We start from the raw sequence: 26,949 nt of genomic DNA, 5'->3' as shown, positions 1-26,949 counted from the left end.
TGCCCTGCCCGGGCCAACGCCTTTGTGTCGGGATCCGGTGTGATGGCCGGCCGGCGTCAGGCCAGTTCCTCTGCACCGGGCTTCTCGTACTCCCCGAGGCACGCGGTGGTCTCGGCCCCCAGCAACACCACCAGCCAGCTCAGATACACCCAGACGAACAGGATGGGAATGGTCGCCAGGGCGCCATAGATGGCCTGGTAGGAGGGGAAGTTGGTGATGTAGATGGCAAAGCCACGCTTGGCCAGCTCGAACAGGGTGGCCGCCACCAGGGCACCGATGAAGGCGTGGGTCAGCCGCACGCGGCAGTTGGGCACCACGGTATAGATCAGCAGGAAGGTGAGCACGGAGAAGAGGAACGGCAGGCTGCGCAGCAGCAGATAGCCGATACCGAACAGGCTGTCAGCCGCGAACAACCTGAGCGAGAGAATGTAGGAGGAGATGGCGATGCTGGCACCGATGAGCACGGGGCCCAGGGTCAGGATCATCCAATACATGGCGAATGCCTGGGCCAAGGGCCGGCTTCGGGTGGACCGCCAGATGTAGTTGAGATTCTTGTCGATGGCCGAGATGAGCATCAGGGCCACCACGATCAGGGCACCGATACCGACGGCCGTGGTGTTGGTGGCGTTGGCCACGAAGCCGTCGATGTACTCCTTGAGCATCTCCCCTGCGGTGGGGACGAAGTTGTGATAGACAAACTGCTCCATCGCCTGCTTCAGGCTCTGGAACACCGGAAAGGCCGACATCATGCCGAACACCACGGCGATCATGGGCACCAGGGAGAGCAGGGTGACATAGGCCAGGTAACCGGCGGTCACCGTCAATCTGTCCTGCTGGAAGCGGCCCCAGACAAACTGGGCGAAGTGGGCACCATCGTGGCGCAAGAAGGAGAGTGCATGGGCCAGACGGCCGCGGATCTGCTGCTGCATCTTGTTTCTCGTAAGCGTGATCATGCAGACATTGTGTCAGATAGGGTGGTCATTTGGCCACCCGCAGACCGGCCGGATGCGCCTCCATCCAGCTCAGGCCCCATGAGCCCATAAAAAAAGAGGCCTTAAGGCCTCTCTTTGGTCTGTCGATGAACAGCTATCGATCAAGCACGACCGGCGCGCTTGCGATCCAGTTCGGTCAGCAGCTTTTTACGGATACGGATGGCCTTGGGGGTGATCTCCACCAGCTCATCGTTGTCGATGAACTCGAGAGCCTGCTCCAGGGTCATGCGGATCGGCGGAGTCAGCACCTGGGCTTCGTCGGTACCGGAGGCACGCATGTTGGTCAGCTGCTTGCCTTTCAGGCAGTTGACGGTCAGGTCGTTGGAGCGGGAGTGGATCCCGATCACCTGGCCTTCGTACACTTCAGTCGCGTGACCGATGAACAGACGACCACGATCTTGCAGACCGAACAGGGCGAAGGTCAGGGCCTTGCCGGTGGCGTTGGAGATCAGCACGCCGTTCTGACGCTCACCGATGCTGCCACCCTTGTGCGGACCGTAGTGGTCGAAGGTGTGGTACAGCAGACCGGTACCGGAAGTCATGGTCAGGAACTCGGTCTGGAAGCCGATCAGGCCACGGCTCGGGATGATGAAGTCCAGACGGACGCGACCCTTGCCATCCGGGGTCATGTTGGTCATCTCGCCTTTACGCAGGCCGAGCTGCTCCATCACGGAACCCTGATGCGCTTCTTCCACGTCCACAGTAACGGTTTCGAACGGTTCTTGCAGTTCGCCATCCACGGTACGCAGGATAACTTCCGGACGGGATACCGCCAGTTCGTAACCTTCGCGACGCATGTTTTCGATCAGGATGGAGAGGTGCAGCTCACCACGGCCGGAGACGCGGAACTTGTCCGGATCTTCGGTCTCTTCCACGCGCAGGGCCACGTTGTGGACCAGTTCCTGGTTCAGACGCTCCAGAATGTTGCGGGAGGTGACGAACTTGCCTTCTTTACCGGCGAACGGCGAGGTGTTGACCTGGAAGGTCATGTTCACGGTCGGCTCGTCAACGGAGAGCGGCGGCAGGGCTTCGACGGCACTGTTGTCACAGATGGTGTCGGAGATCTTCAGCTCGCCCAGACCGGTGATGGCGATGATGTCGCCCGCTTGCGCGTCGGTCACTTCGGTACGGGACAGGCCCAGGTAGCCCAGCACCTGACCGACCTTGCCGGTACGCGGTTTGCCGTTGGCACCGACGATGGTGACCTGCTGGTTGGTCTTGACGCGACCACGAGTGATGCGGCCGATACCGATGACGCCCACGTAGGAGTTGTAGTCCAGCTGGGAGATTTGCATCTGGAAGGCACCGTCAACGTCGCCCTTCGGGGCTTCCACGTTGTCGACGATGGCCTGGAACAGAGGTTCCATGTTCTCGGACGGGACGTCCTGATCCAGGGTGGCCCAACCGTTCAGTGCAGAGGCGTAAACAACCTTGAAGTCCAGTTGCTCATCGGTGGCACCCAGGTTGTCGAACAGATCGAAGACCTGATCCATTACCCAGTCAGGACGAGCACCCGGACGGTCGATCTTGTTGATGACCACGATGGGCTTCAGACCCTGGGCGAACGCCTTCTGGGTCACGAAACGGGTCTGCGGCATCGGGCCGTCAACGGCGTCGACCAGCAGCAGCACGGAGTCAACCATGGAGAGTACGCGCTCAACTTCACCACCGAAGTCGGCGTGACCCGGGGTATCCACGATGTTGATGCGGTAGTCGTTCCAGCGGATCGCAGTGTTCTTGGCGAGAATGGTGATGCCACGTTCCCGTTCCAGATCATTGGAGTCCATGATCCGTTCCTGACCTTCGCTGGTGCGATCCAGAGTGCCGGATTGCTGCAGCAGCTTATCAACCAGAGTCGTTTTGCCGTGGTCAACGTGCGCAATAATCGCAATATTGCGTAAATTCTCTAACATTCTCGCCTCAAATCACCGGGTAAAATTGGGCGCTAATTGTACTCTCGCCTTTGTGATCTGCCTAGCAGAATTGCAACACATTCACGCACAACAAAGGATCAGGATCATGGACCCCGCAGCAAAAGGCTGCTTAGATGGCCTGGATACGCTGGCGCACCATCTCGGTGCACCAAAACGATCCAAGGTTGCACCACTTTAATGCAGCAACCGGCATGAGAACGGGTTTCTCGACAGCCTGAAACGGTGCAAGTGCCCTGAAATCAAGCTGTCACAAACTTGGCACGATACTGGCTTATGTGAATGTGACGACGCATTCACCCAAAGAGTTTTAACACCGGAGGTTACTTAGCATGTCAGCCCAGAACGTTTTGGCCCTGATCCAGGAACACGAAGTCAAGTTTGTTGATCTGCGTTTTACCGACACCAAGGGTAAAGAGCAGCACGTATCCATCCCTTCCCACCAGGTTGACGAAGACTTCTTCGAAGACGGCAAGATGTTCGATGGTTCCTCCATCGGCGGCTGGAAGGGCATCAACGAGTCTGACATGGTGCTGATGCCGGACCCGGCTTCCGCCAAACTGGACCCGTTCACCGAAGAGACCACTCTGAACATCGTCTGTGACGTGCTTGAACCCGCCACCATGCAAGGCTATGACCGCGATCCGCGCTCCATCGCCAAGCGTGCCGAAGATTTCCTGAAGTCCAGCGGCATCGCTGACACCGTGCTGTTCGGGCCGGAGCCGGAATTCTTCATGTTCGACAACATCACCTTCTCCAACACCATGGGCCACAGCTTCGTGAAGATCGAATCCGAAGAAGCTGCCTGGAACTCCGGTACCGACTACGAGCACGGCAACAAGGGTCACCGTCCGTTCGTCAAGGGTGGTTACTTCCCGGTTGCCCCGGTTGACTCCTCCCAGGACATCCGTGCCGCCATGTGCCTGGTACTGGAAGAGATGGGCCAGGTCGTCGAAGCTCACCACCACGAAGTGGCGACCGCCGGTCAGAACGAGATCGCAACCCGCTTCAACACCCTCACCCTGAAGGCTGACGAAGTACAGGTCCTGAAGTACGTGATCCACAACGTGGCCCACGCCTACAACAAGACCGTCACCTTCATGCCGAAACCCATGTTTGGCGACAACGGCTCCGGCATGCACTGCCACCAGTCCCTGGCCAAAGACGGCGTCAACCTGTTCGCAGGCGACCTGTACGGCGGTCTGTCCGAGATGGCACTGCACTACATCGGCGGCATCATCAAGCACGCCAAGGCCATCAACGCCTTCGCCAACCCGACCACCAACTCCTACAAGCGTCTGGTGCCGGGCTATGAAGCACCGGTCATGCTGGCCTACTCCGCCCGCAACCGCTCTGCCTCCATCCGTATCCCGGTCGTGCCGAGCCCGAAAGCCCGCCGCATCGAAGTGCGCTTCCCGGATCCGGCTGCCAACCCGTACCTGGCCTTCGCGGCCCAGCTGATGGCCGGTCTGGACGGTATCATCAACAAGATCCATCCGGGCGATGCCATGGACAAGAACCTGTACGATCTGCCGCCGGAAGAAGCCGCCGAAGTGCCGACCGTTGCCGGTTCCCTGGACGAAGCGCTGTCCGCACTGGATGCAGACCGTGAGTTCCTGACCCGTGGTGGCGTGTTCAGCGATGACTTCATCAACTCCTACCTGGAACTGAAACAGCAGGATGTTGACCGCGTGCGCATGACCCCGCACCCGCTGGAGTTCGAGCTGTACTACTCCGTCTAATCCGCTTTCCCATGACAAACCCGCCATCTGGCGGGTTTTTTTCATTCTGGCAACGGAAATACCGCCGAACGGGCACGATCATGCAGAAAGATGATCCCGTTCACGGAGCCGTACCACCCTCGGCTGTTCACACCCCGACCCCGTGGTTTTTCTCTGATAGGATTAAGGTGAACCCCGTCAAGGAGAGATGGATGAACACTGTACCCTGGCTGCTGAGCCTCCTGCTGATGGCCTCCTGTTCCGCACAGGCCGCCCGCGTCTACTCCTGGGTCGATCCCCAGGGGGTGACCCACTACACCGATGCCCCCCCTCCCGGCAAGAGCGCAAAAGAGGTGGACCTGCGGGTCTCGCCGCTCATCGGCACAGCCCCCCACTCGGTCCAGGTGGACAACTTCAACAGCCTGACCGGTGTCGATGCCAGGAAAGCCCTGGAAGCGGCTCCCCTGGAGATCGATCTCATCTCTCCGGAACCGGGCAGCACATTGCGCGACAATACCGGCAACATCGTCTTCCAGGGCGAGATCTCTCCCCAGGTCCCGGTGCAATACGATGTGCGCCTGATCCTGAACGGCAAGGCGGTGCCCCTGGTTCACAACAGCCTGGCCATACGGGTGGAAAACCTCGATAGGGGCGCCTATGAGGCACGGCTCGAGTTGCTCGCCAAAGACGGTACGATCCTTGCTAAATCTAAGCCAACCACCTTTTACCTGCACAGGGCGTCGGTGAATCAGGCTCCCAGAGCCGCCCCCAAGGCCAATTAGGGGTGATGTGACGCACCGATGCGGGTAAACTTGATGCACTATATTGGTGCATTCTAGGTGTACAGCACCGTTTTAGGGAGAAACCTGTGCCAACCCGCTCGGACAACGCCAAGACACTCTTGGACAACCTGCTGACCGCCGTCATTCTCATGGATGAACGTCTCTGCATTCAATTCGTCAACCCGGCGGCAGAGCAGCTGCTTTCCCTCAGCGAACGACGGCTGATCGGCATCGAACTGCCCCACCTGCTGGAACACATCTCTCTCGATCTGCAGCGTTTCAAACAGTGCCTCATTTCGGGGCAGGGCTTCACCGACAGCGAAGTCACCCTAGTGGTGGAGGGGGAGCCCAGGCTGGTGGAGATCAGCGTCAGTCCCATGGCCGATCATGAACAGCGACTGATGGTGGTAGAACTGCGCAAGATCGATCAGCAGAAGAAGATCAGCCAGGAGCTGCAGCAACACGCCCAGCAGCAGGCCGCCAAGGAGCTGGTGCGCGGCCTGGCGCACGAAATCAAGAACCCCCTGGGGGGATTGCGCGGCGCGGCCCAACTGCTGCAAAAGGAGTTGCCCGACCCGGCCTTGCGTGAATACACCGGCATCATCATCGAGCAGGCCGATCGCCTGCGGGTGCTGGTCGACAGGTTGCTCGGCCCCCAGCGTCCCGGCCGTCACCAGATGCACAACGTTCACTCCGTGCTGGAGCAGGTGCGCCGTCTGGTGGACCTGGAGCTGCCGCCGCAGATCCGCATCGAGCGGGACTACGACCCCAGCATCCCCGAATTCGAGATGGAATCGGACCAGCTGCAACAGGCGTTCCTGAACATAGTGCGCAACGCCGCCGAGGCCCTTGGGGATCAGGACGGCCTCATCCGCATCAAGACGCGCACCGCCTTCCAGATCACCATCCATGGCCAGCGCTATCGCCTGGCGGCCGAAATCAAGATCATCGACAACGGCCCCGGCATTCCCGACGCCATTCGCGACACCCTCTTCTACCCCATGATCACCGGCAAGGAAGGGGGAACGGGCCTGGGCCTCTCCATCGCCCAGAACCTGATCGATCAGCACAAGGGTCGCATCGACTGCATCAGCTGGCCGGGCCACACCGAATTCACCATTTATCTACCACTTCGCAAATAAGGGAACCTCATGACAGCAAAAGTGTGGATCGTCGATGACGACAGCTCCATCCGGTGGGTTCTGGAGCGCACCCTTGGCAGCGAAGGCTTCGAATGCGAAAGTTTCGCCGACGGCGAAGCCCTGCTGAGTTCACTGGAGATGCGCTCACCGGACGTGATCCTCTCGGATATCCGCATGCCGGGCATCGACGGCCTGAGCCTGCTGGAGCAGATCCATCGCCGCCAGGCCGATCTGCCCATCATCATCATGACGGCCCACTCGGACCTCGACAGCGCGGTCAACGCCTACCAGCGCGGTGCCTTCGAATACCTGCCCAAGCCGTTCGACATCGACGAGGCGGTCACCCTGGTACGCCGGGCCGAGAACCACCTCAAGGAGCAACGTACCAAGCGCAAGGCTCGCCAACAGGAAGCCACCACCACCCCGGAGATCATCGGCGAAGCCCCTGCCATGCAGGAGGTGTTCCGCGCCATCGGCCGGCTGTCGCGCTCCAGCATCTCGGTGCTCATCAACGGTCAAAGCGGTACCGGCAAGGAGCTGGTTGCCCATGCCCTGCACAAGCACAGCCCCCGGGCCCACAAGAACTTCATCGCCCTCAACATGGCGGCCATCCCGAAAGATCTCATCGAATCCGAGCTGTTCGGTCATGAGAAGGGGGCCTTCACCGGTGCCAACAACATTCGTCACGGCCGCTTCGAACAGGCCGATGGCGGCACCCTGTTTCTCGACGAAATAGGCGACATGCCGCTGGACGTGCAGACCCGGTTGCTGCGGGTACTGGCGGACGGGCAGTTCTACCGGGTTGGCGGCCACCAACCGGTGCAGGTGGATGTGCGGATCATTGCCGCCACCCACCAGAATCTGGAGAAGCGGGTCGCCGACGGCGAGTTTCGGGAAGACCTGTTCCACCGCCTCAACGTCATCCGCATCCATATTCCGGCCCTCAAGGAGCGCCGGGAGGACATCCCCCAGCTGGCCCAGCACTTCCTGCTGCGAGCCGCCAAGGAGCTGAACGTGGAGGCCAAGAGCCTGCACCCGGATACCCAGACCTACATCAGCCGCCTCCCCTGGCCGGGCAACGTGCGCCAGCTGGAGAACGTCTGCCGCTGGCTGACGGTGATGGCCTCGGGCCAGGAGGTGCTGGTAGGCGATCTGCCCACCGAGCTGCTGACTCCCATCACCAGCACCGCCGAGCCGGGCCAGCCCGCCCTGACCGGTGGCTGGCAGCAGCAGTTGCAGGACTGGGTGGCCGCCAAGCTGGCGCTGGGGGAGACCGATATCCTGGCGGATGCCATGCCCCAGTTCGAACGGATCATGCTGGAGACAGCACTGGATCACACCCACGGTCACAAGCAGGAGGCAGCCCGCCTGCTCGGCTGGGGCCGCAATACCCTGACCCGCAAGCTCAAGGAGCTCGACATTCCCTGAGCCTGCGGGAAAAACGATTCCCATCACGCCTTGAGGGAAAGCCTGACCAATCACACCCCGTTTGCTTGCAAACGGGGTATCTTTTTCAGGCGCCCCGCCTAGAATGGCAGGCTTTCCAACCCGACTCGCAGAAGGTGCCCCATGATTGACAGATCCCTCCCCCTGACCGACCTGCATCGCCATCTGGATGGCAACATCCGCCCGCAGACCATTCTCGAGCTGGGACGTCAGCACAACATCCGACTGCCGGCCGATGAGCTGGAAGCCCTGCGCCCGCACGTGCAGATCGTCGAGAACGAGCCGAGTCTGGTGGCCTTCCTGAAGAAACTGGACTGGGGTGTGGCCGTGCTGGCCGACTACGATGCCTGCCGCCGGGTCGCCTACGAAAACGTGGAAGATCTGCTGCGTGCCGGGATCGACTATGCCGAGCTGCGCTTCAGCCCGGCCTACATGGCGATGATCCACAAACTGCACCCGCAGGGCGTGGTCGAAGCCATCATCGACGGCGTGGCCGCAGGCAGCCGTGACTTCGGCATCAAGACCAATCTCATCGGCATCATGAGCCGTACCTTCGGCACCGAGCAGTGCAAGCAGGAGCTGGATGCCTGTCTGGCTCATCGCGATCGCCTGGTCGCCATCGATCTGGCCGGCGACGAACTGGGCTTCCCGGGCGATCTCTTCACCGACCACTTCCGCCGGGTGCGGGATGCAGGAATGCGAGTCACCGTGCACGCCGGTGAAGCCGCCGGCCCCGAGAGCATGTGGCAGGCCATTCGCGAGCTGGGAGCCGAGCGCATCGGCCACGGGGTCAAGGCCATCCAGGATCCGGCCCTGATGGCCTATCTGGCCGAACACCGCATCGGCATCGAGTCCTGTCTCACCTCCAACCTCCAGACCACCACGGTGGCGAGTCTGGCCGATCACCCGATCCGCCAGTTCCTGGCCGCCGGCGTGCTGGCCTGCCTCAATACCGACGATCCGGCGGTGGAGGGGATCGACCTGCCCCATGAATACGAGGTGGCGGCCCCGGCTGCCGGCATGACGGTGAGCGAGATCCGCACCGCCCAGCAGAACGGCCTGTCCCTGGCCTTCCTGAGCGAAGCCGAGAAGGCCGAGCTCAGTGCCCGTGCGGCTCAACGCTGAGCAGGGATAAAACCCAATAAAAAACCGCCGAAAGGCGGTTTTTTATTGTCCCACGACATTGCCCGGCCTAGATCACCCGGGAGAACTGCTGCCGGCGCGCCTTGCTGCGCAGGTAGACATCGAAGCACATGCAGATGTTGCGGATCAGCAGCTGACCGGTGGAGACCACCTCCAGCCCCTCTTCGGTCATGCGCACCAGACCGTCGTCGATGAAGGTCTGCAACAGCTTGAGATCCTCGGCAAAATACTCCTTGAACACCAGGCCGTGGGCCTGCTCCACAGCGGCGAAGTTCAGGGAAAAATCGCAGATGAGGCGCTTGATCACCTCACGACGGATCAGATCGTCCCGATTGAGGGAGCACCCCTTCCACTGGGCATGGCCCAGTGACTCGACCTGGGCGTAGTAGGTTTTGAGATCCTTCTGGTTCTGGGAATAGGCATCCCCCATCATGCTGATGGAAGAGACCCCCAGCCCCAGCAGATCGCAATCCCCCTGGGTGGTATAGCCCTGGAAGTTGCGATGCAGCTTGCCCTCGCGCTGGGCGACGGCCAGCTCGTCATCGGGCTTGGCAAAGTGGTCCATGCCGATGAACTGATAACCCTGGCCGGTCAGGAAGGCAATGGTGTCCTGCAGCATGGCCAGCTTCTCCTGCGGCGCCGGCATGTCCGCTTCTTTCAGCTTGTGCTGGGCGGCAAAACGGCTCGGCAGGTGGGCATAGTTGAAGATGGAGAGGCGGGCCGGGTCGGTCTTGAGCACCTCTTCCAGGGTGTGATGGAAGCTCTCCCGGTTCTGGTGCGGCAGACCGTAGATGAGATCCAGATTGGTGGAGCGGAACCCCAGCTCGCGGGCACGGACCAGCATGGCGCGGATGAAGTCGTTGTCCTGCTCCCGATTGACCGCGACCTGGACCGTCTTGTTGAAGTCCTGAACGCCGAGGCTGATGCGGTTGAAACCGAGCTCCCGCAGCACATCCAGCATGGACAATTCGATCTCGCGGGGATCCACCTCGATGCTGATCTCCCCCTCCTCGGCGAAGTGGAAGTGCTCCCGCAACATGGCCATCAGGCGACGAGTCTGGGGTTCGCTCAGATAGGTGGGTGTGCCGCCACCCCAGTGCAGCTGGGTGACCAGTCTCTCCTTGAACAGGGGGGCCTGGGCCTTGATCTCCTGTTCGAGGTAGTCGAGGTATTGATCTGCCTTGTGCTGGTGCCGGGTAATGACCTTGTTGCAGCCGCAGTAGTAGCAGAGCTTGTGACAGAAGGGGATGTGCACGTAGAGCGACAGATTGCGTGCAGGATACTGGCCCGCTGCCTGGACAAAGTCCGGATAGCCGAACCCCTCGTTGAACTCCAGCGCAGTGGGATAGGAGGTATAACGCGGACCACTGTAGTTGTATTTTTCGATCAGGGCCTGATCCCACACAATCTGTTCTGCTTGCACGCTTGCTTCCTCTGTCTTTGTCATGGGCTCACCGGCTTAACTGAAAATCCTTCAGTCTGGCGACATCCTCAAGGATCTGCGCCTCCAGCTCGGCCTCGTAGCCGCTGCGTTCGAGATCCATCTTCATCACTTCATTGCGCTTGAGTGCCCGCCTCGCCTCATGGGTCGGCATCTCCTTCACCTTCTCATAGAGGCCGTAGAGCCCCGGGAACTCGGTGGCAAAGGCGCGGCCCCCCTTTATTTGCAAGGCATCCAGCAGATTGGTCAGCCGGATGGCGCCTTCTGAGTAGTCGCACTGACCATCTCGTACCGCGTGGGCGATCACCCTGACACTCTCCAGAATCCGCTCGTTGCGGGCCGCAATAGCGTGCTGCTGCATCTCTTGCTGGCGTTTGAGACGCGCCATCAGGGTGCCGGCATAGACGGCAAGCCCCAGCAAAATCAGGCCACCCAACAGGGCGGCCAGCATCCATCCACTCATCACTTTTTCTTCGGCTCGGGTTTGGCTTCAGGCTGGTAGTCCGCCTGAGAGAAACGCTCCCACAGCTCCTCTTCGGAGGCAGGCTGACTCGGCTCATCAAAATCGGCATCATCAAAATCCATGTCGCCATCTTCGTCATCGTCGTTGTCGATGATGCCGAGCTCGTCCATCAGCTCCTGATAACGGTCAACCCGCTGATCGACCCATGCCTGCTCTGCGGCCTCCAGGGTTTCACCGGCATCCAGACGATCCAGCAAGGCATTGAGGCGATCATCATTCTCGATGGACGCCAGCTCCTGCTCGGGGGTCATCACCACCCGCTTCTCTTTCGCAGGCTTGGTCGCCACCGGCTTGCTGCCCTTCTCGTCGGCAATCAGCGCGATGGGCTTGCGAGAGCCGATGCGTGGATCCTTGGCCTGCTTGGAGCCGCTCTTTTTGCCCGCCTGCTCGACCTGTTGGCGGGAGCCCGCCTTCAGGCCCTTGCGCTTGGCGGCGCGCTTGCGCTCACGACCTTCCTGGGCACTGGCATCTGATTCTTTGCGCTTGCCGGTAGGCTTGCGGTTGGGTTGTTTGGCCGACATGAATGACTCCGACAAATAACTGAATGGAAACCCCCGGAGCGTGTCGTCCGGGGAGGATGCTGAAGCGGGGAACAGTAAATATGGAACAAGAGTGGGATCCCGCACCAATTCGACCACTTTGGGCCGCTGAACACCGCAGGATCGGCATCCTCTGGGCATGTTGCTGGTATTTTGACACAGAATGTCTTGGCGGGTTAATGACCCAATAGAAAAAAGGCAGCCGAAGCTGCCTTTTTCCATCATGCGAGTGCCATTCCCTGGTAGCCAATCGCCTTATCCCTGGGCGAACCACTGCACATCATTTCGTTGGATCATCCTGATCCTTATTGACCAGTCCTGAGTGTGCGCGTGTTTGTTTGTCTAACCCAAACCGGCGACATCCTGCCTCCCATCGGGGTGGTTGCCTCCCGCAGCCCCGCTCATCCCTGGCGGTCACCATCCTGGCTTTTTGCATCTATTGCTCATCGCATGCTCCGAGCCGACATCCTGTCAAACCGAAAACGGGTTTTGCCCCCTCTCTCCGGCCAATCCTGATTGCCTACTGTAACTTCTTCGCTGGATGACTCAATCAACCAAAGCACATTTCGAACTTGTACAAAGTGATGTTCTATTTCTTAATTCATTGAAAAACAAAACATAAAAAAATGTACGTGAGCAATTTTTCAGACACGACCAGCCCCGTATATAGAAGATCTCTTACAGCAATGCAGGCTGTTTACGGGCGATCGCGACAACCTCAAAAAAGAACAGGGAACACAATGGTTCCCTGTTCTTTTCAACAAGATAACTAACAGGCTATATCAGTGAAGCCCCGCCACATACTTGGAGAGCGCCTCGATGTCCTGATCCGTCAGCTTCTTGGCCACATCCCGCATCATGCCATTGGGATCGTTGTCGCGGGTCGCCGAACGAAAAGCGGTGAGCTGGGCCTTGATATAGGCGGGATGCTGCCCTGACAGGCTGGGATACTTCGCTTGCTCGACGCCGGAACCCCGTGGGCCATGACAGGCGGTACAGGCGGCCAGGCCTCGCTCCATGTCTCCCCCCATATAAAGCGCCTTGCCTGCGGCAACCACATCATCGGGCACGGCAACCGGCGTCACCTTCTGGCTGGAGAAATAGGCGGCAAGGTCGTCCATATCCTGCTCGGACAACGGCAACGCCATGGGTCCCATGACGGGCGCAACCCGACCAGTTTGGCCAGAAGCTGCAGCCTTCAGTTCAACTAATTGTTTTTTGATATATGATGCGTGCTGACCAGCAATCTTGGGATACATGTCGACTGGGCTGTTGCCGTCCGGTCCATGACAGGCCGCACAGACGGCAGCCTTGGTTTGTCCCGCAGCGGCATCGCCCTTGGCTTGTGCCATCCCAGTTACGCCAACCATCAGAGCAAGTGTAATGACTAGGTTCTTCATGGCGTTCCAACTTTCTCGTTATTAGGCTTCCAGATCCCATGCCGCTGAAGGCATGTTAAAATAAACGCGTTCAAGCGACGCCATTTTACACTATTTCACAAAAAAGTAACTCTATAACCCTCTATCTCTATGGGGAATTTACGTTGGATACACAAACTCTGAATTTCAATAAGGTGCATTTTGTGACCAGCGCACCCGACATCCGCCACCTGCCAAATGATGGGGGTGTCGAGATTGCGTTTGCCGGTCGTTCCAACGCTGGCAAATCGTCTGCATTGAATACCTTGACCAAACACAAGAACCTGGCGCGTACCAGTAAGACCCCTGGCCGTACTCAGCTGATCAACCTGTTTGAGCTGGAGCCGGGCAAACGCCTGGTTGACTTGCCTGGCTATGGATATGCCCAGGTTCCGCTGGAAATGAAGCTCAAGTGGCAAAAGTCACTGGCTGAATACCTGCAGCGACGGGAGTCCCTGAAAGGGCTGGTGATCCTGATGGACATCCGCCATCCGCTCAAGGAAACCGACATGAACATGCTGGAATGGAGTTCACACCGTGAACTGCCGGTGATGCTGTTGCTGACCAAGGCGGACAAGTTAAGCCCGGGGCCCCGCAACAACCAGGTGATCAAGGTTCGTCAGGCGGTGGCAGAACTGGGCCCGCAGATCCAGGTTGAAGCATTCTCTTCTCTGACCAATATCGGCGTCGAGAAGCTGGCCCAGACCCTAAGCGGCTGGTATCTATCCGAAGCAGACAACGCCCAGGCAGACGACGAAGATCATCAGAACGAGGAGTAAACGACTCCTCTCCCTGGCTGCAATTGGCGGAGTTGGACCTCCGCTGATTGAAAGGCTTTCATGATCCCCCCATCTCCGAGCCCTTCCTCCCCGCCTTCGCCATCTCTGAAGAATAACCTCAAAAAATATATTTAAATCATACTGATAGCCTATTTCGACGCGAAAAGAATTAACTAATCATCAACCTGATACCGTTTTCATAGATATCGAGTAAAAAATCAAAATTGAAGGCTGTAACAAACGAAACTGAAATTTAATTACACGATAAGCCAATATAGGGATAAAAATGAGGCCGGTCTTGCCATTGCAAACCGGCCTGAAGAAAAGAGTTCAAAAATTTGGGAAAAAGCGAGTTCTCGAGAACAAAGACGATTGGTTTTCCTCAAGAAACGCCTTCATTCTAACAAAGAACGGCAACAATTAAAGCATTTACTCTAAATGTTGCTCATAAAAAAACGCCCCGACGATGACTCATCGGGGCTGCTATTCAGCCACATTCAATTACGTGAAATAAAAGGTCTGAAAGATAGAACATCTTACCTCTGTACCCTACGCCGACAACTGTACAGCAAAGCAGCAGAAAGTGAAAGTAATTTATGTAATTTAGTTTCAACGGTAGAAAAAAGAAAAAATATTCATAATTTTCATGCAGATAAAAAAATCCCCAGTACGAATACCGGGGAGTTATAAAGGTGACTAGCTAGCACTTCCTCAACTATCCAGTTAGTCAGCAGTCCGTTACAGAAGTTCCGCTGCTTTGAGAAAAAACTCAAAAAAATTCTGCGAGTGACGGAAAAGTAAAAGTAACTTATTGTTACGCAATGGTTTTATAAAAATGGCACCTGTTCTGCCACACCCACCGCAGAACGACCGTTTCACATCACACGTGCCGTGCCGCATCACGAGGGAGCCCTTATCCAGAGATGCAGAATCTCTACATCAGACCTGCCGACAGCCCAATAGAACGCACAAGCTGGTTCACACGACGCCCAGATTGCGCTGCAACTCTCTCAATACCTGCTTGGTGCCGGGCCGGATCCCTCGCCATACGGTAAAGGCCTCAGCAGCCTGCTCGACCAGCATGCCCAATCCATCCATGGTATGGCGCGCGCCATGTTGTTTGGCCCAGCCGATGAAGGCTGTGTCCGTTGCGCCATACATCATGTCGTAGATCGCGATGTCCGGGTGGATGAGGGTTGGCGCCAAAGGTGGCAACTCTCCTTGCAGACTCGCTGAGGTGGAATTGATGATGAGATCGAACGGCCCCACCAGCTGTTCATAGGATTGAGCAGTGATGCTGCCCAGATCCCTGAACTCCACAGCCAGCTGTTCCGCCTTGGCATGGGTACGGTTGACCACGACGATCTCGCCCGGCGCTTCCGCCAGCAGGGGGGCCAGGGCACCACGAGCTGCGCCACCGGCCCCCAGAAGCAGGATCCTGCTACCGGCAAGGTTCACTCCGTGAGCCTTGAGATCGGCGACCAGCCCGGCGCCGTCGGTATTGTCACCCAGCAGCACACCATCATCAGTCAGTTTGATGGTGTTGACCGCTCCCGCCCGCTTGGCCCTGGGGCTCAGCCGCTCCACCAACACGAAGGCTTGCTCCTTGAAAGGCACGGTCACGTTGCACCCCTTCCCTCCTTCGGCGAAGAAGTGGTTCAGAGCGCTGGCAAACTCATCGACGGCCGGTTCTGCCAGACCATACTCCAGCTCTTGCTGGGTCTGCCTGGCAAACAGGGTATGAATGAAGGGAGATTTGCTGTGGCGCACGGGGTGGCCAAAAACCAGATAACGATCCATCAAGGCGTTCCTTTTGAGAGCAATATCCCGATTTAACGGGTTTTCTCATGAAGGAACAAGCCGAATATCGACCAATAAGAAGGGGCCATCATGGCCCCTCTGGTCACAACCACTCGCGCGGTTTGAGGTAGTCGCTATAGAGCAATGCCTCCGGGCTGCCAGCCTCCGGCTGCCAGTCGTACTCCCAGCGCGCCAGCGGCGGCATCGACATCAGGATGGATTCAGTGCGCCCCCCCGTCTGCAGTCCGAACAGGGTCCCGCGGTCGTAGACCAGATTGAACTCCACGTAACGGCCACGGCGATAAAGCTGGAACGCCCGTTCCCGCTCCCCATAAGCAAGCCCCTTGCGTCGCTCGACAATCGGCAAGTAGGCCGCCAGGTAACCCTCACCCACTGCACGCATGAAGGCAAAGCAGTCGGCAAAGGGCCAGCGGTTCAGGTCATCGAAGAAAAGACCACCCACCCCGCGCGTCTCGCCCCGATGCTTGAGGAAGAAGTAACGATCGCACCAGGATTTGAACTCGGGATAAATGTCGGTGCCGAACGGCTGACAGAGCTCATGGGAGACCTGATGCCAATGCCTCACGTCCTCTTCGAACGGATAGAAGGGCGTCAGGTCGAAGCCGCCACCAAACCACCAGATCGGCTCCTCCCCCTCTTTCTCGGCGATGAAGAACCGCACATTCGCATGGCTGGTCGGTACATAGGGATTATGCGGGTGGATCACCAGCGACACCCCCATGGCCTCAAACCTGCGGCCAGCCAGTTCGGGACGATGTGCGGTCGCGGATGCCGGCATGGCATCGCCATAGACATGGGAGAAGTTGACCCCACCTTGCTCGATCACCGCCCCCTGACGCAGCACCCGTGTTCTACCGCCACCACCACCTTCGCGACTCCAGGCATCTTCCACAAAGCGCCCGCATCCATCGGCCTGCTCCAGGCCACGGCAGATATCATCCTGCAATTGCAGCAGGAAGGCTTTTACCTGGGCCACATCCGGTTTGCTCATTTTATCTCCTGTCAGACAGGCATCATGCATGCACTGCCTGCACTTCTCGTATTGTCATGACCTCATCGCACAACCTGCATGAAACAGGGCCGTGCCCAACTCAGGATGGGCGAATGATGGCCCCGGTGCGGGCGTCCTTGATTTCGGACGGGTTGGCTTGCCCCCCGACTTCGCCGGGCAGAATGTAAGCCAGCTGGCTTGCCAGCAGATCGCCAATATCAGCCACCCGGCGAGCGGGTTCCTCACCGGTTAGATTGGCACTGGTGGACACCAGCGGTTTGCCAAATGCCCGGCAAAGCCCTTGCACCTGTGGGTGGCCTGTGACCCGCACCGCCAGGGTCTCGAACTGACCGGTCAACCAGGACGGCGTCGTCGCGCGAGCGGGCATGATCCAGGTGAAGGGACCAGGCCAGCTCGCCTGCACGCGAGCAAGCTGCTCATCGCTGAGCTGGCTCAGGTCGATGTAGTCCTGCAATTGCGCCAGATCTGCCGCGATCAGGATCAATCCCTTCTCCACCGGCCGCTGCTTGATGGCCAGCAGCCGCTGCACGGCGGCTTCGGAATCAGGATCACACCCCAGACCAAACACGGCTTCGGTGGCATAGGCGATAACCCCTTCTCCTTGAAGGGCGGCAACCGCTTGTTCAAATTCATTTGGCATAAGCACATGCGACAGCCACGCTGCCGCCTCTCATCACTGGATTGTATGTTGAACCGACATGACGGCATCGGGGCCATCACTGCTGCGATATGGGCTATATCCCTGCTCCTCTTCAGTCATGCATTTCGGCTCAGACGCTTGCGTGCATCAGTGAACCGAGCAACCGCAGGGAGCTGGAGATGGCGATCATGATCAGGGCGACTTGGGCGATGCGCATCGGCTCACAACCTCACGCTGACCAGCAATCCGCCTGCCTGATCATGGGCGGCGAGATTATACCCGCTCAATCTGGTGGGAGCATTTCTTTTGCGGGCAGACCCAGCGCAGGTTTCCCCGCACCTTCTTTTCGATCATGATGCCCCAGCCACACTCGGGACAGGGTATGGGAACCGGCTTGTCATTCACCACATACTTACAGTGAGGATAGGCGTCACACGAGTAGAACTGTTTGCCATAACGGGACGTGCGGCTCACCAGATGACCTTTGCCACACTCCGGGCAGAGGATTTGGGTATCGTCACTCTCCTGAAGGGATTCGATATGCTGACAGGCCGGGTACTGGGTACATCCCACAAACAGACCGTAACGACCCTTCTTGATGGCCAGTGGATGGCCACAATCCGGACAGGACGACCCCTCGAGCACTTTCTCTATATCGCGGCCAGAGGGGGTGAGGGAGCGAATGTAATCGCAAGCGGGATAGGCTGAACAACCAAGGAAGGGACCGTGCTTGCCCTGGCGGATCACCAGTTCAGCACCACACTGCGGGCACGGCTCGCGCTCGAAGGCATGTTCGTGGGCAGAGAAGAGATGGTGATCGATCTTTGACATGGGCCGCGCCTTGAAATCCAGATGGCCTGAATTCTACCAGCGCGGCACCGGGCTGTCAGTGGATGACGCCGTCCGACTCGTCAAACACCAGCTCTTCCATCTGCTGGTAGGCGTTTTCACTGCCTGGCACATTGAACAGCACCATCATGACGACCCACTTCAGATCGTCCAGCTCGATGTCCGGCTTGTCCAGCTCGAGCAACCGTTCGATGCAGATTTCACGGGTTTCGGCATTCAACACTTGCGCCTGCTCCAGGAACAGCAGAAAACCGCGACATTCAGTACTGAGGCGAACCAGCTCCTGCGGCGCATAGATCCGCATAGAGCCCTGCTGGCTTGCGGTGACATAGACTTCCCGCTCGCTGTCGTGCAGGTTGGCCAGTCGCTCCAGCCAGTTGAGCGCTTTCTCGATCTCGTCCTTGTCGAAACCGGCCCGGCTCAGTTCGTCGGTGAGTTCATCCTGCTCGACCATCACATCTGCATCGCTGTGGATGTAGGTCTCGAAAAGGTACATCAATACATCAAACATGATTCGCCCTCCTCGCTCTGACGTATCCACCGGCTACCGCCATCACTGCACCAACCAGCTCCAGCTCTACCAACCTGCCCAGTACGACATCGACAGGAAGCCGGGCCCGTTCGGCAACGGTATCCACGCTCGTGGTCTCATAATCTACGTTATCCAACAAATCGGCATAAGGCAATTCGCTATTATGCTGCGCCTCGGAAGAACCGTTGGCGGGTCCAGGGGGCAAGACCAGCCTTGGAAACTCTTCCAGGATATCGGCGGCATTCAAGACCAGCTTGGCACCCTGTTGAAGCAGACGGTTGCACCCTGCTGCCTGTGCATTTTGCGGAGCGCCGGGAACGGCAAAGACCTCGCGGCCCTGCTCCAGCGCATAACGGGCCGTGATGAGCGAACCACTCTGTTCTGCCGCTTCCACCACCAGTGTCCCCAGCGACAGGCCACTGATTATACGGTTGCGGCGAGGAAAGTGTTCAGCCAGGGGGCCTTGCTGGGGCGCCAACTCGGAGACAAGCAGACCTTCCTGCTCGAGGATCTGCATCGCCAACCCCTGATGACGCTTGGGGTAGAGACAATCCAGACCGGATCCCAGCACCGCCAGGGTGATTCCGCCCGATGCCAGCGCCTGCTGATGGCAGACGCCATCGATGCCCAACGCGAGGCCGGAGGTGATCGCCAGACCACAGCCCACCAACTCGGCACACAAGCGTGTCGCATTGTCTTTGCCGGCATAGGTGGGGTGGCGGGTACCCACCATCGCCAACTGTGGCAGGGAGAGGGATGAGACGTTCCCGCGGCAGTAGAGCAAGAGCGGTGCGCCGGGGATCTCTTTGAGCAGGGCAGGATATGCGGGGTCATCGGGACAGAGGAGGTGATTGCCGGGCTCGGCGGCCCAGCTCAATCCCTGCTCCACGACAGGAAGAGGCCATCTCATCTGCTGAATCTGGGCACTCTGCAGACCAAGAACTCGCAGGGCGCCATCGTCTGAGTCAAACAGAGTTGTGATGTCACCACCCACATGAGCCAGCAGGCGAGCGGCGGTGACCGGGCCTATGCCTGTAACGGCATCCAGCGTCAGCCATAGCGACAACCGCTCCAGTGGCAAGGACACGTTAGAAATTACTGACCTGATAACCAGAGCCGACCAGATCCTGACTCTGCAGGATAAGACCGTAACTCAATTTGTCGTAGACCTTGAACAACATGACTCTGGCAACGGCCTCGGCAGGCAGCGATGACTTGCCGGCAGAATAGAACGCCTTATCATAGACGGATGAATATTCCCGGTATGACACCTTGCCATTCTTGTCCACCATCTCGGCTCCTGGGCGCAGGATCTCGAGCACATCGCCCGGGGCCACCTGATCACGCTCCCCCTTGTTGATGAGTACCACATCAAATTTGCCCCCACCATGTGCCTTGCTCGGCAGCTCGATCACATAGCCGGGGGAAATGGAGGGTGCCGCCTTTGGCATGAACACGGCAGAGATGCTCTCCTGCGACGGCAGCGGCATCACCTTGTCGCCCTGATACACCTCACGCCGGTTATGGGTCAGCGTCACTTTGGTGGTGTCGTGGGCAAGGTACTCCTCTGCCCGCACCGTGCCGACAAAAATCGCCTCCTGACCGAGCGACTCGCCAGTATGCTTGTCCTTGTATGCCACCCCCGGGCGATAGAGGCCATAACTCTGACCCGGGTTCAAGGCTCCTTTCACATAGAGAATGTCGCCCTCCAGCATCCCGACATGCTTGTCATTGTTGCCGAGCACATAGGGCAGGTCCTTGCTCTGCTGGCTATTGGCCAGAATGTGGTCGGTCTGCAGGAAGGGCGCTATCTCACTCAGAGGCAGGGTCGGTATGGGATTGGCCTTGTTTTCATAGCGGTTCTTGGGCGAAAGACGGATGACCTGCTTGCCCCCCTGACTGGCTTTGCCGAGCCGAGGCTCACCATTGACCCAGCTCAGGTGCAGCACGTCACCGGGATAGATCCAGTGGGGATTGGCGATCTGCGGATTGATGTTCCAGAGGCGTGGCCAGAGCCAGGGTTCGGCCAGATACTGGCCCGAGATGTCCCAGAGGGTGTCCCCTTTTTGCACCACATAAGTCTCGGGGTAACCGGATTTGAGCGTCAACTGCTGTGCCATGGCGCCACCGGCCAGGGCTGTCGCCAGGCAGGCGACGACGATTTGCTTCAGATACATAACACTCCCTGTTACTTCTGCACGCAAAGTGTTGCTGTTTTTTGTCGGCGTAAATGACTAGAATTACGTCAATATTGACTGCGTTTATATGAAACTAAAGAAAAAATTATGGCCATTCTAGATGTATTGCGTTTCCCCGATGAGCGTCTGCGCACAGTCGCGGCCCCTGTCGAAGCCTTTACACCCGAGTTACAACACATTGTAGATGATATGTTCGAAACCATGTACGCGGAGGAAGGCATCGGCCTGGCCGCGACCCAGGTCGACATTCATCAGCGCATCATCGTCATCGATGTCTCCGAGAACCGCGAAGAACAGCTGGTGTTGATCAACCCGGAGATCCTGGAGCAGTCCGGCAGCACCGGCATCGAAGAGGGCTGCCTCTCCGTGCCCGGCAACCGTGCTCTGGTTCCGCGCGCCGAGTGGGTCAAGGTCAGGGCGCAAGATCGCCACGGCAACACCTTCGAGCTGGAAGCGGACGATCTGCTCGCCATCTGCATACAACATGAGATGGATCATCTGGTCGGCAAGCTGTTTGTGGATTACTTGTCCCCGCTCAAGCGCCAGCGTATTCGTCAGAAGCTGGAAAAGATGGCCCGTGAAGATCGCAAAGTCCTCTGAGGATCCGCTCCATTGAACAAGCTGAAACTGATTTTTGCCGGTACCCCCGACTTCGCCGCCCGTCATCTGGCGGCGTTGTTGTCTTCCGGCCACGAGGTCGTCGCCGTTTATACCCAGCCGGACAAGCCCGCCGGTCGCGGCCAGAAGCTCACCGCCAGCCCGGTCAAGGAGCTGGCGCTGGCCCACGATCTGCCGGTCTATCAACCTGCCTCCCTGCGCAATGAAGCGGCGCAGGCCGAACTGGCTGCTCTGGGTGCCGATCTGATGGTCGTCGTGGCTTATGGCCTCATCCTCCCCAAGGCGGTGCTCGATACGCCGCGCCTGGGTTGCATCAACGTGCACGGCTCCCTGCTGCCGCGCTGGCGCGGTGCCGCCCCGATTCAACGCTCCATCTGGGCGGGGGATGCCGAAACCGGCGTCACCATCATGCAGATGGACGTGGGGCTGGATACCGGCGCCATGATCCGCAAGGTAACCTGCCCCATCGCCAGTGATGAGACCTCTGCCAGCCTCTATGACAAGCTGGCCGGTCTGGGCCCGCAGGCACTGGTCGATACCCTGGACGCCATGGCTGCCGGCAACACCGCCGCCGAGCCCCAGGACGATGCGCTGGCCAACTACGCCGAGAAGCTCTCCAAGGAAGAGGCCCGCATCGACTGGTCGATGGACGCCGTTGCCATCGAACGCTGCATCCGTGCCTTCAACCCCTGGCCCATCAGCTGGTTCGACGTCGCCGGACAGACCGTCAAGGTGTGGCAGGCCGAGGTCGTCGCACAGGATCACGGCCAGGCAGCCGGCACCCTGCTCAAGGCCGACAAGCAGGGGATCGAGGTTGCCACCGGTCAGGGCGTGCTGCGCCTGCTGACCCTGCAACCTCCCGGCAAGAAGGCCATGTCCGTTTCGGATCTGCTCAACTCTCGCCGCGACTGGTTTGAACCTGGCACGCAACTGATTTGATCTGGATTGAATTGACACAAGCGGGGCCCTGGCCCCGACTTGTGCATCTAAGGTAACGCTATGAAAACACGCGCACAGGCCGCTCTCGTCATTCAACAGGTGCTGGATCAGGGTCAATCTCTCTCCGCCGTTCTGCCTGCTGCCCAGGAGAAGGTCGCCCCTCGCGATCGCGCCCTCCTGCAAGAACTCTGCTACGGCACCCTGCGCTGGCTGCCCCGCCTCGATGCGGCGGTCAGCGAGATGATGGACAAGCCGCTCAAGAACAAGAGCCGCATCTTCCACTACCTCATTCTGGTCGGCCTTTACCAGCTCATCTATACCCGCATTCCGGCTCACGCCGCCGTGGCCGAGACCGTCAACGCCGTCAAGCTGCTCAAGGGTTCTTCCCTGCGCGGCCTCATCAACGGCGTACTGCGCAACTTCCAGCGCAGCGCCGAAGTGATCCTGCTGCGCATCGACCGCGTCCCCAGCGTCCGCCTCGGCCACCCCGAATGGCTCACCAAGCGCCTGCGTCAGGCCTATCCCGATGACTGGGAGTTCATCATGGAGGCCAACAACCAGCGCCCGCCCATGTGGATCCGCAACAACAGCCAGCGCCAGAGCCGCGAGGCCATGCTGGCCCGCATGAGCGAGGCGGGCATCCCGGCCATGGCCGGTGTGGAAGGGGAAGATTGCATCCTGCTGGAGCACCCCTGCGACGTGACCAAGCTGCCCGGCTTCGAGCAGGGTGACTGCTCGGTGCAGGACGGTGCCGCCCAGCAGGCCGCCGCCCTGCTCGATCCCCAGCCGGGCGAGTGGGTGCTGGACGCCTGCGCCGCCCCCGGCGGCAAAACCGCCCACCTGCTGGAACGCCAGCCGGCCCTTGCCGGCGTGGTTGCCGTCGACGCCGATGACAACCGCCTCAAGCGGGTGCAGGAGAACCTGGATCGCATCGGCCTTCAGGCCCAAGTGATCCACGGTGATGCCAGCACGCCGGATCTGTGGTGGCCACAGGGGCAGTTCGACCGCATCCTGCTGGATGCCCCCTGCTCCGCCACCGGCGTCATCCGTCGTCACCCCGACATCAAGTGGTTGCGCCGGGATCAGGACATCCGCGAACTGGCCGAGCTGCAACGCCGCATTCTCGACGCCCTCTGGCGCAAGCTGAAGCAGGGCGGCACTCTGCTCTACGCCACCTGCTCCGTGTTGCCGGAAGAGAACCGGGAGCAGATCCGTGCCTTCCTGGCCGATACCCCGGATGCCCGCCTGGTGCCGTTGCATGCCAAAGACACCCCGGCCTGTCCGGGTCGCCAGTTCCTGCCCGGCGAGGCGGAGATGGACGGCTTCTACTATGCCAAGCTCATCAAGCTGTAGGCCGAACCGGCGGATGGCAGGCCCGGTGACGGGTCGCCTCATTACGAAGCAACAACCTTGAGTAAGATGGCCTTATGAAAATCATCATTCTGGGCGCAGGTCAGGTGGGTGGCACCCTGGCCGAGAATCTCGCCGGCGAGAACAACGACATCACCATCGTCGACACCGACAGCGAGCGCCTGCGCGAACTGCAGGACAAATTCGACCTGCGGGTGGTGAACGGCCACGGCGCCCATCCCAGGGTGTTGCGCGAAGCCGGCGCCCAGGATGCCGACATGCTGGTCGCCGTCACCAACAGTGACGAGACCAACATGGTCGCCTGCCAGGTCGCCTACTCCCTGTTCAACACCCCGAACAAGGTGGCGCGCATTCGGTCTCCCGCCTATCTGGTGGAGCGGAATCGCCTGTTCCTGCCCGAATCCGTCCCCGTGGATCACCTGATCGCCCCCGAGCAGTTGGTGACTGACTACGTGCGTCGCCTGATCGAGTATCCGGGGGCGTTGCAGGTGGTGGATTTTGCCGACGGCAAGGTGGGCCTGGTGGCAGTCAAAGCCTATTACGGCGGCCCCCTGGTGGGCAATGCGCTCTCCACTCTGCGGGAACACATGCCCAACATCGAAACCCGGGTCGCCGCCATCTTCCGCCAGGGACGCTCCATCCGCCCCCAGGGCACCACCATCATCGAAGCCGATGACGAGGTGTTCTTCGTGGCCGCGGCGGGCCATATCCGCGCCGTGATGTCGGAGCTGCAACGCCTCGAGAGCCCCTATCGGCGCATCATGATCGTCGGCGGCGGCAACATAGGCGCCGGTCTCGCCCGCCAGCTAGAGAAGCGCTACAGCGTCAAGCTCATCGAGCGCAACCAGAAGCGGGCGGAGCAGCTCTCCGAGCATCTGGAACACACCATCGTCTTCTGCGGCGATGCGGCGGATCAGGAGCTGCTGGCGGAGGAGCACATCGACCAGATCGACGTCTTCATCGCGGTGACCAACGAGGATGAGGCCAACATCATGTCGGCCCTGCTCGCCAAGAAGATGGGGGCCAAGAAGACCATGGTGCTGATCCAGCGCGGCGCCTACGTGGACCTGGTACAGGGCGGCTCCATCGACATCGCCATTTCCCCCCAGCAGGCCACCATCTCGGCCCTGCTGACCCATGTGCGTCGCGCCGACATCGCCAACGTCTACAGCCTGCGCCGCGGGGCGGCCGAAGCCATCGAGGCGATCGCCCACGGGGACGAGAACACCTCCAAGGTGGTGGGCAAGACAGTGGGCGAGCTCAAGCTGCCCCCGGGCACTACCATAGGCGCAGTGGTGCGCGGTGATGAGGTGCTGATCGCCCACGATCGTACCCAGATACAGCAGGATGACCACGTGGTGATGTTCCTGGTGGACAAGAAGTACATCCCGGAAGTGGAGCGTCTGTTCCAGCCCAGTCCCTTCTTCCTGTAAGCCGGCCATGTCTCTGGCAACGGTATCCGGACCCGGCCCCTTTTCTCAGGAAAGGTCCGGGTCTTTTTTCAATCAACGACCAGGTTTTCTTGCATGATCAAGCTGCATCCAATCGTCTTCACGCTCGGGCTGGTGCTCTCCAAGCTGGCGCTCTTCATGTGGCTGCCCACCCTGCTGGCCCTGCTGACCGGTTCGGAAGGTTTCGTCGAATTTCTCAAGTCGGTCTTGATCACCCATGGTGCCGCTCTGCTCTGCCTCCATTACGGTCGCAAGGCAGAGTTTCACCTCGGCGTGCGGGAGATGTTCCTGCTCACCACCTCGGTCTGGGTGGTCGCCTGCGTCTTCGGGGCCCTGCCCTTCGTCTTCATCACCCATATCGACTTTGCCGACGCCTACTTCGAGACCATGTCGGGGGTCACCACCACGGGATCCACCGTGCTGTCGGGGCTCGACGGCATGGCCCACAGCATCCTGCTGTGGCGATCCATCCTGCAGTGGCTGGGCGGAGTCGGCTTCATCGTGATGGCGGTGGCGGTGCTGCCCTACCTCAACGTCGGAGGCATGAAGCTGTTCCAGACCGAGAGCTCCGATTGGTCCGACAAGAGCGCCCCCCGCGCCAAAACGGTGGCCAACAATATAGTGCTGGTCTATCTGGTACTCTCCATGCTCTGCTTCCTCGCCTACTGGGTGAGTGGCATGAACCTGTTCGAAGCGGTCAACCACGCCATGACGACCCTCAGCACCGGCGGCTACTCCACCTCCGATCAATCCATGTCCCACTTCTCCCACGCGGCGCACTGGATAGGCACCCTCTTCATGTTCCTCGGTGGCCTGCCCTTCCTGCTCTATGTGCAGGCTCTCTCCCGCCGTGACAACAGCCTGTTCAAGGATGCCCAGGTGCAGGGCTTCTTCTGGCTGATCGTCTGGGTGACCCTGGTCGTCACCTTCTATCTCTGGGTGAGAGACATCTACGGCTTCATGGATGCCTTGCGCATCAGCAGCTTCAATATCGTCTCCGTGCTCACCACCACGGGTTTCGGACTCGGCGACTTCGGCACCTGGGGCCCGCTCACCACCATTATCTTCATCATCCTGCTGGCACTCGGCGCCTGCTCCGGCTCCACCTCGGGCGGGCTCAAGATCTTTCGGGTCCAGGTGGCCTTCGCCCTGTTCAAGAAACAGATGCGCCAGCTGATGCACCCCTCCGCCGTGTTTCCCCAGAAGTACAACGGCCGTCCGGTCAACGACGCCATCATCCGCTCCCTGATCTCCTTCGTGCTGGTCTACTTCGCCATTATCCTGCTGATCGCCGCCCTGCTCGCCGCCATCGGGCTGGACCCCCTGACCGCCATCTCGGGCTCCATCACCGCTGTGGCCAACGTGGGCCCGGGCATGGGGCCTGTCATCGGTCCCAGCACCAACTTCGCCAGTCTGCCGGATGCGGCCAAGTGGATACTGTCGTTCGGCATGCTGCTGGGACGCCTCGAGATCCTGACGGTGGCGGTGCTCTTCTTCCCCTCCTTCTGGAAGCAATAATACCAATCGGATTAAACATTAGGTCAGTTTTATCCAATCTCGGCTACAAAGTGACATCACCCGCTCCACATCGGCAATAAAGTGCTTCCAGGCCGATGTGCAGGCATCAAGGATGTCGTCGTAATCCTTGAAGCTGCGATTAG

At 59.5% G+C, this 26,949-nt stretch carries 24 protein-coding genes and 1 pseudogene; 11 read left to right on the top strand and 14 right to left on the bottom strand.

All coding sequences use genetic code 11. The features are described 5' to 3' along the window. Nucleotides 1–56 precede the first annotated feature (56 nt). Together MUW49_RS09105 and typA are read right to left on the bottom strand one after the other, a co-directional pair. Nucleotides 57–929, bottom strand: a complete 873-nt coding sequence (locus tag MUW49_RS09105) for a virulence factor BrkB family protein (RefSeq protein ID WP_039039511.1) — start codon at nt 927–929, stop codon at nt 57–59. Between the two features lie 164 nt (nt 930–1,093). Further along, the gene (gene typA / locus MUW49_RS09100; RefSeq protein WP_039039512.1) at nt 1,094–2,905 is read right to left on the bottom strand and encodes a translational GTPase TypA; all 1,812 of its coding nucleotides are present in this window, start codon (nt 2,903–2,905) and stop codon (nt 1,094–1,096) included. Between the two features lie 350 nt (nt 2,906–3,255). On the opposite strand from typA, the gene glnA reads away from it, so the two are divergent. The 5 genes from glnA (at nt 3,256) to add (ending at nt 9,139) form a co-directional block, all read left to right on the top strand. Next, on the top strand, nt 3,256–4,665 hold the full coding sequence (gene glnA, locus MUW49_RS09095; protein ID WP_010672526.1) for a glutamate--ammonia ligase: 1,410 nt from the start codon (nt 3,256–3,258) through the stop codon (nt 4,663–4,665). 191 nt (nt 4,666–4,856) lie between these two features. Further along, nucleotides 4,857–5,426 (top strand): DUF4124 domain-containing protein, encoded by a 570-nt coding sequence (locus tag MUW49_RS09090; protein ID WP_010672525.1) that lies wholly within the window; start codon nt 4,857–4,859, stop codon nt 5,424–5,426. Between the two features lie 86 nt (nt 5,427–5,512). Further along, the gene (gene glnL, locus MUW49_RS09085; RefSeq protein WP_010672524.1) at nt 5,513–6,568 is read left to right on the top strand and encodes a nitrogen regulation protein NR(II); all 1,056 of its coding nucleotides are present in this window, start codon (nt 5,513–5,515) and stop codon (nt 6,566–6,568) included. A gap of 9 nt (nt 6,569–6,577) precedes the next feature. Continuing rightward, nucleotides 6,578–7,996, top strand: a complete 1,419-nt coding sequence (gene glnG, locus MUW49_RS09080) for a nitrogen regulation protein NR(I) (protein WP_010672523.1) — start codon at nt 6,578–6,580, stop codon at nt 7,994–7,996. Between the two features lie 141 nt (nt 7,997–8,137). Continuing rightward, a complete protein-coding gene (gene add / locus MUW49_RS09075) occupies nt 8,138–9,139 on the top strand; it encodes an adenosine deaminase (protein WP_223945712.1) in 1,002 nt (333 codons plus the stop codon). Nucleotides 9,140–9,206: 67 nt separating this feature from the next. On the opposite strand, the gene hemN is transcribed toward add, so the two are convergent. From hemN to MUW49_RS09055, 4 genes are all read right to left on the bottom strand, one after another. Beyond that, nucleotides 9,207–10,580, bottom strand: a complete 1,374-nt coding sequence (gene hemN, locus MUW49_RS09070) for an oxygen-independent coproporphyrinogen III oxidase (RefSeq protein ID WP_244812647.1) — start codon at nt 10,578–10,580, stop codon at nt 9,207–9,209. Nucleotides 10,581–10,608: 28 nt separating this feature from the next. After that, nucleotides 10,609–11,049 (bottom strand): DUF2489 domain-containing protein, encoded by a 441-nt coding sequence (locus tag MUW49_RS09065; protein ID WP_039039514.1) that lies wholly within the window; start codon nt 11,047–11,049, stop codon nt 10,609–10,611. Nucleotides 11,050–11,060: 11 nt separating this feature from the next. Continuing rightward, entirely contained in the window at nt 11,061–11,642 is a 582-nt protein-coding gene (yihI, locus tag MUW49_RS09060) for a Der GTPase-activating protein YihI (RefSeq protein WP_039039515.1), read from the bottom strand. A gap of 800 nt (nt 11,643–12,442) precedes the next feature. Continuing rightward, entirely contained in the window at nt 12,443–13,060 is a 618-nt protein-coding gene (locus MUW49_RS09055; RefSeq protein ID WP_042882257.1) for a c-type cytochrome, read from the bottom strand. A gap of 143 nt (nt 13,061–13,203) precedes the next feature. On the opposite strand from MUW49_RS09055, the gene yihA reads away from it, so the two are divergent. Then, a complete protein-coding gene (gene yihA, locus MUW49_RS09050) occupies nt 13,204–13,857 on the top strand; it encodes a ribosome biogenesis GTP-binding protein YihA/YsxC (RefSeq protein WP_041212162.1) in 654 nt (217 codons plus the stop codon). 978 nt (nt 13,858–14,835) lie between these two features. Here the strand turns inward: yihA and aroE are convergent. From aroE to MUW49_RS09015, 7 genes are all read right to left on the bottom strand, one after another. Continuing rightward, entirely contained in the window at nt 14,836–15,657 is an 822-nt protein-coding gene (gene aroE / locus MUW49_RS09045; RefSeq protein WP_041214090.1) for a shikimate dehydrogenase, read from the bottom strand. Nucleotides 15,658–15,760: 103 nt separating this feature from the next. Then, complete coding sequence (gene hemF, locus MUW49_RS09040) at nt 15,761–16,669, bottom strand: oxygen-dependent coproporphyrinogen oxidase (RefSeq protein WP_119197053.1); 909 nt, start codon at nt 16,667–16,669, stop codon at nt 15,761–15,763. Nucleotides 16,670–16,769: 100 nt separating this feature from the next. Continuing rightward, nucleotides 16,770–17,330, bottom strand: a complete 561-nt coding sequence (locus tag MUW49_RS09035; RefSeq protein ID WP_039039520.1) for a Sua5/YciO/YrdC/YwlC family protein — start codon at nt 17,328–17,330, stop codon at nt 16,770–16,772. A gap of 273 nt (nt 17,331–17,603) precedes the next feature. Continuing rightward, a complete protein-coding gene (locus MUW49_RS09030) occupies nt 17,604–18,161 on the bottom strand; it encodes a type I DNA topoisomerase (protein WP_045522424.1) in 558 nt (185 codons plus the stop codon). A 55-nt stretch (nt 18,162–18,216) separates the two neighbouring features. After that, entirely contained in the window at nt 18,217–18,690 is a 474-nt protein-coding gene (locus MUW49_RS09025; protein WP_010672510.1) for a DUF494 family protein, read from the bottom strand. Beyond that, complete coding sequence (dprA, locus tag MUW49_RS09020; protein ID WP_134996691.1) at nt 18,683–19,798, bottom strand: DNA-processing protein DprA; 1,116 nt, start codon at nt 19,796–19,798, stop codon at nt 18,683–18,685. Before dprA ends, MUW49_RS09025 begins: the two co-directional genes overlap by 8 nt. 1 nt (nt 19,799) lies before the next feature. After that, nucleotides 19,800–20,888 (bottom strand): LysM peptidoglycan-binding domain-containing protein, encoded by a 1,089-nt coding sequence (locus MUW49_RS09015; RefSeq protein ID WP_128345206.1) that lies wholly within the window; start codon nt 20,886–20,888, stop codon nt 19,800–19,802. A 108-nt stretch (nt 20,889–20,996) separates the two neighbouring features. Here MUW49_RS09015 and def point away from each other — a divergent pair, with 108 nt between their 5' ends. The 5 genes from def (at nt 20,997) to MUW49_RS08990 (ending at nt 26,806) form a co-directional block, all read left to right on the top strand. Then, entirely contained in the window at nt 20,997–21,509 is a 513-nt protein-coding gene (def, locus tag MUW49_RS09010; RefSeq protein ID WP_010672507.1) for a peptide deformylase, read from the top strand. 12 nt (nt 21,510–21,521) lie between these two features. Further along, nucleotides 21,522–22,466 (top strand): methionyl-tRNA formyltransferase, encoded by a 945-nt coding sequence (gene fmt / locus MUW49_RS09005; protein ID WP_041212156.1) that lies wholly within the window; start codon nt 21,522–21,524, stop codon nt 22,464–22,466. Between the two features lie 60 nt (nt 22,467–22,526). Next, nucleotides 22,527–23,819 (top strand): 16S rRNA (cytosine(967)-C(5))-methyltransferase RsmB, encoded by a 1,293-nt coding sequence (rsmB, locus tag MUW49_RS09000; RefSeq protein ID WP_223945715.1) that lies wholly within the window; start codon nt 22,527–22,529, stop codon nt 23,817–23,819. 74 nt (nt 23,820–23,893) lie between these two features. Further along, nucleotides 23,894–25,270 carry a Trk system potassium transporter TrkA gene (gene trkA, locus MUW49_RS08995; RefSeq protein ID WP_223945716.1) on the top strand — a complete coding sequence of 459 codons (1,377 nt, stop codon included), beginning with the start codon at nt 23,894–23,896 and terminating at the stop codon, nt 25,268–25,270. A gap of 93 nt (nt 25,271–25,363) precedes the next feature. Beyond that, nucleotides 25,364–26,806 carry a TrkH family potassium uptake protein gene (locus tag MUW49_RS08990; protein WP_010672503.1) on the top strand — a complete coding sequence of 481 codons (1,443 nt, stop codon included), beginning with the start codon at nt 25,364–25,366 and terminating at the stop codon, nt 26,804–26,806. An 18-nt stretch (nt 26,807–26,824) separates the two neighbouring features. On the opposite strand, the pseudogene MUW49_RS08985 reads toward MUW49_RS08990, so the two are convergent. Further along, nucleotides 26,825–26,949: pseudogene (locus tag MUW49_RS08985) on the bottom strand (IS630 family transposase); the annotation flags it as partial.

Source organism: Aeromonas sp. LsrichE-8G, assembly GCF_022869435.1.
In the GTDB taxonomy this organism is placed as follows: Bacteria; Pseudomonadota; Gammaproteobacteria; order Enterobacterales; family Aeromonadaceae; genus Aeromonas; species Aeromonas caviae.
This window is presented reverse-complemented; position numbering and strand designations above follow the sequence as displayed.